The sequence below is a fragment of the Microcystis sp. M53603_WE2 genome (assembly GCF_030065435.1).
In genome coordinates this window covers 1-4,077 of record NZ_JASJFF010000840.1, presented here as the reverse complement: position 1 = coordinate 4,077, position 4,077 = coordinate 1, and the positions used below count along the sequence as shown (strand labels likewise).

Genomic DNA, 4,077 nt, shown 5'->3' with positions numbered 1-4,077 from the left:
GCTTATGGAATCGTGAAATGCTTATCGGGCAAGACTTTTAGGGCTATTTTGCGGATATTCTATCAGTATAGACCTCGTTTCCACACAGAAACCAGAAGAGCCAACGCTGCAATTAATATCAAGGTCGCCGGTGGGCAATCGGAGACTTTAAACGGGCGTGGAGGACAGCATAAGACTTCTGTTAAAGAAGCAGCATCCCGTGAAGCGTCAACCCAGCGGTCGGTCGTTCAATTAAGTTTGTTTGATCTGCCGGTCATCACCGTCCGGCCCCGGCGGTGAGGATGTCAATTTCATCCCACTCGAAAAGTTGCGGGGTCGTCATTATCGATAGTCGATCGCCTATAATCCGATTTTAAACTAACTTTTTGACAGCTGCTACTAACTGCTCGATTTCTGAGGGCAAAGTGAAATAGTGGACACAGGCACGCACACAGAGGGGGTCGAGGAGAGTTCGCAGTAAAAACCCTTGTTTTTCTAGCTGTTGCACTAACTTTTGTGGGGTGATGGCCGAGTCAATTTGAAAGGAAACTAAACCGGATTCCGGCGGAGAATTTTTTAAACATTTCACCCCTTTAATCGTCTTTAATTCTTCCCAGAGATAAGCCGCTAATTGACAAATCTTTTCGTATCTTTGTCCCCCATCACCCCAGGCGTTATGTACCGCAATAGTTGCCCTTAAACCCTCAAATTGGGGATAGGCAGAAGTGGCCACTTCAAAGCGTCTGGCATCCGGTTTCCAACCGATAGGCTGTCCTCGGTTATCTGTTTCAATGCCGCGCCAACCGATAAAAGTGGGCCGTAAACTAGGGAAAATTTCGGGACGAATATACAATCCTCCCACACCAGCCGGTCCACACCACCATTTATGACCCGTAAAAGCATAACAATCGGCGGCAGTAGCGCTTAAATCCAAGGGCAAACAACCCACGGATTGGGCAGCATCCACCACCACTAAAACGGGTTTTTCGGTGACAGAATTATCATGACAAAGTTGCGAGATTTCCTTGAGGGGTAAAACCTGTCCGGTATTCCAGAGAACGTGACTAACCACCAAAACCCTAGTTTTTGGCCGTAAATGAGCGGAAATCACTTCTATCGGGTTGCCACCGTTTAAAGTTTCCCGAATAGGACAAGTGGAGATTTCCAGATGATAACGACGGGCAATTTCTTGAACCGTGGCGATAATTCCGGGGTGTTCACAATCGGTCAGTAAAATATGTTCCCCCGCTTGCCAATCAACTCCCCAGAGGGCGATATTACAGCCTACAGTGACATCCTCGGTGATAGAGAGGGTGCTGGGGCTGATTCCCAACTCCTGAGCCATTTCTTGCCTGAGAAGTTCCGTTTTTCCGGTAATCCAATCGTTTACCCGTCCTGAAAAAGGCCCCTTTTGTTGGAGAAAATTATGGGCATCGATAATCGCTTCTAATCCCGCCTTGGGCAAGGTTCCCTGACCACCGAAATTAAAGTAAACTTTATTGCTAAGTCCCCGAAATTCCTGTCTTTGTTCGGCTAAATCCGGTTTACTAACGGCGTAATCGAGGCTATTTTCGTCTAAATTCTGCATAAGCGAGGAGATGGGGGGTCAGTTATCAGTTATCAGTTATCAGTTATCAGTTATCAGTTAGAAGGTGTTGGGTTTTGGGGTTTTCGGGTTTTAGTTGAATTCCCCATTTCCTGACGACCGACGACCGAAGGCTGAATTCTATCGACGGATTAAGTCGCAATTGTCACAATAGTATTAGAGTAGAGGAAACATACTTGGGAATGTTTTCTTTTTTTAAGTTTATTATTTTTTACTTTACCTCACAGGTCCAGGAAAGCTTAACTTTTCTCCTTGATAGAATGCTACTGACCGATGATCTACTTCTAGACTACCAACGTTGTCAACGCCGTGCGTTTTTAAATCTCTACGGCAATAGCCAAGAAAAAGACCCTGAGCGAGATTTTTTGCTTAAATTGCGCCAGGAGAGTCAAATTCACGTTAAAAAAGTCCTGCAAGACTCCTATCCCGATTATTGTTCCCTGACTACTCCCAGCACGGATATTTTAGCCGCCGCTAGGGAAACGGAAGCTTTGATGGGTCAGGGAGTATCCTGTATTTATCACGGAGTCCTTTTACAATCTGGCTATCCCGTCTCTTTAACCGGTTCCCCGCATTTATTAATTAAACAGGCAGGAGAGTCGAAATTTGGCGATTGGGTTTATTATCCCCTCAATATTCAACTCGGTCGCCGTCCTAAGCCTGAATATAAGATGCTGGCTACTTTTTACGCCTATTTATTAGCCAGTATGCAGGGAGTTTTTCCCAATTACGCAGAAATTGTCCTACGTCGTCATAATCGCTATCGGGTGGAATTGAATCTCTGGTTAACTAAACTAGAGGAAATAATCAAAAAGTTCGGCGCAATGGTGATTAATCACCAAGAACCAGAAGTTTTTATCTCGCGTCAGCGTTGCAGTTTATGTCATTGGTATAGTCACTGTTATGGTATCGCCCAAGCGAGTCAACATCTTTCTTTAGTCCCGGGGGTGACTCCCAGTCGTTACCAATTTTTACAGTCTTTGGGGGTTTCAACTATGGAATCCCTGGCGCTTACCTGTCCTACCCGTATGGGGGAGGGGATGGGGTTAGAGGTGGCTAATCAGTTACAATTACAGGCCCAAGCAATTATTGAAAATCGGGCCTTTCGCAAAAGCAACGGCAAAACTGCTTATTTGTCTCCCCTACCGAGGGCCGAGATTGAATTTTATTTTGACATCGAAGCGGAACCAGAACAGAATTTAGATTATCTTTTGGGGATTTTACGGGTTGATTATCGAGTTAATACCCAGCAATTTTATCCCTTTTTGGCAGAAAAGCCAGAAGATGAAGGCAGGATATGGCAGGAATTTTTAACCTTAGTCATGCAGGATTATCAAGCACCAATTTTTCACTTTTCTGAGTACGAAGTGGAAACAATTAAGCGATTAGGTTATCTTTATAAAACCCCTTCTTCTTTGATTAATCAGTTAGTTTCTCGCTGTTTTGATCTGCACTATCAGGTAGTTAATTCGGTAACTTTTCCCGTGGAAAGTTATTCTTTAAAATCCCTCGCTAACTGGATTGGCTTTCAATGGCGCGATCGAGGAGTAAGCGGGGATCAATGCGTTTGGTGGTATGACCAGTGGTTAAAAACAGGAGATCGGACTTTATTGGCGGCTATTTTGCGTTACAATGAGGATGATTGTCGCGCCACCTTTAGACTAAAAGATTGGCTCGTAAACTTTTTAATTTGATTCTAAAGATTTATGACAAATAGGGGGGAATGTAGCCGCTGCTACCCGTAGCCGTCAAGGGAAAATGATAGGCTATGGATGTGAAGACAGTCCCCTCACCCAATGGTGATCCCCATGTTCTCCCCACTTTTTCCGCTTCTACTCCTACTGCTTTCCTTCCTTAGTCTTCTCTGGTATCAAAAGACCGATAATGATATTTTTAAAGCTCTTGCCGTTAGTAGTTTGATTTTTGCAATTATTTGGGGCTTAATTCTCGTTCATTGGTCAATTCACCTGCTGGGACTGCTGTTATTGTTAAAATTCAGAACCCCCGCTTTCAGTTTGGTGCGCGTGCCTAGATGGTGATGGTTTGACTCTAATCTTCCAACTGTCCGGTAGGTACTTCGATCGCTTGTACATCGATCGTACCGGGAGGGGTGAGAATAATAAACTTACCCCCTGCCACTTTTAACGGTTCACCACAGTTAGGACATTGGCATTCTGTGCGATTAAAACCCGTAAATTCGTAGCTGCAGACGGGACAGCTATCTTCAACTAAATTGCGTCGCAACCACCAGCGAAAAATTCCCCAAGCAATGACGGGGGAAATGATTAGAAATGCCACGAGAATTAAAAAACCATTGACTAACCAACCCAGTCCGATCGAGCCTAACAACAATCCGACTAAAATCAAAGATAAGAAACAACCCAAACCAGAATCATTGACAGAATAGCTGCGGAAAAAGTTGTTATTCACGGCTCAACCCTCGATTCATCAAAGCTGCAATTATCTTTAACCTAACACATTCCCAACACATT

Annotated in this window: 4 protein-coding genes and 1 pseudogene; 3 read left to right on the top strand and 2 right to left on the bottom strand. The window is 44.3% G+C overall.

What is annotated here, in order from left to right:
* Positions 1 to 279 (top strand): annotated as a pseudogene (locus PX481_RS17845) (hypothetical protein); the annotation flags it as partial.
* Between the two features lie 73 nt (positions 280 to 352).
* On the opposite strand, the gene PX481_RS17840 reads toward PX481_RS17845, so the two are convergent.
* Positions 353 to 1,567 (bottom strand): aminotransferase class V-fold PLP-dependent enzyme, encoded by a 1,215-nt coding sequence (locus PX481_RS17840; RefSeq protein WP_002760486.1) that lies wholly within the window; start codon positions 1,565 to 1,567, stop codon positions 353 to 355.
* Between the two features lie 278 nt (positions 1,568 to 1,845).
* On the opposite strand from PX481_RS17840, the gene PX481_RS17835 reads away from it, so the two are divergent.
* Positions 1,846 to 3,279, top strand: a complete 1,434-nt coding sequence (locus PX481_RS17835) for a TM0106 family RecB-like putative nuclease (protein WP_043999176.1) — start codon at positions 1,846 to 1,848, stop codon at positions 3,277 to 3,279.
* Positions 3,280 to 3,381: 102 nt separating this feature from the next.
* A complete protein-coding gene (locus tag PX481_RS29800; RefSeq protein ID WP_002760483.1) occupies positions 3,382 to 3,624 on the top strand; it encodes a hypothetical protein in 243 nt (80 codons plus the stop codon).
* 10 nt (positions 3,625 to 3,634) lie between these two features.
* Here the strand turns inward: PX481_RS29800 and PX481_RS17830 are convergent, their stop codons facing one another.
* Positions 3,635 to 4,015: a hypothetical protein gene (locus tag PX481_RS17830; protein WP_002760482.1), complete on the bottom strand. Its 381-nt coding sequence runs from the start codon at positions 4,013 to 4,015 to the stop codon at positions 3,635 to 3,637.
* Positions 4,016 to 4,077 lie beyond the last annotated feature (62 nt).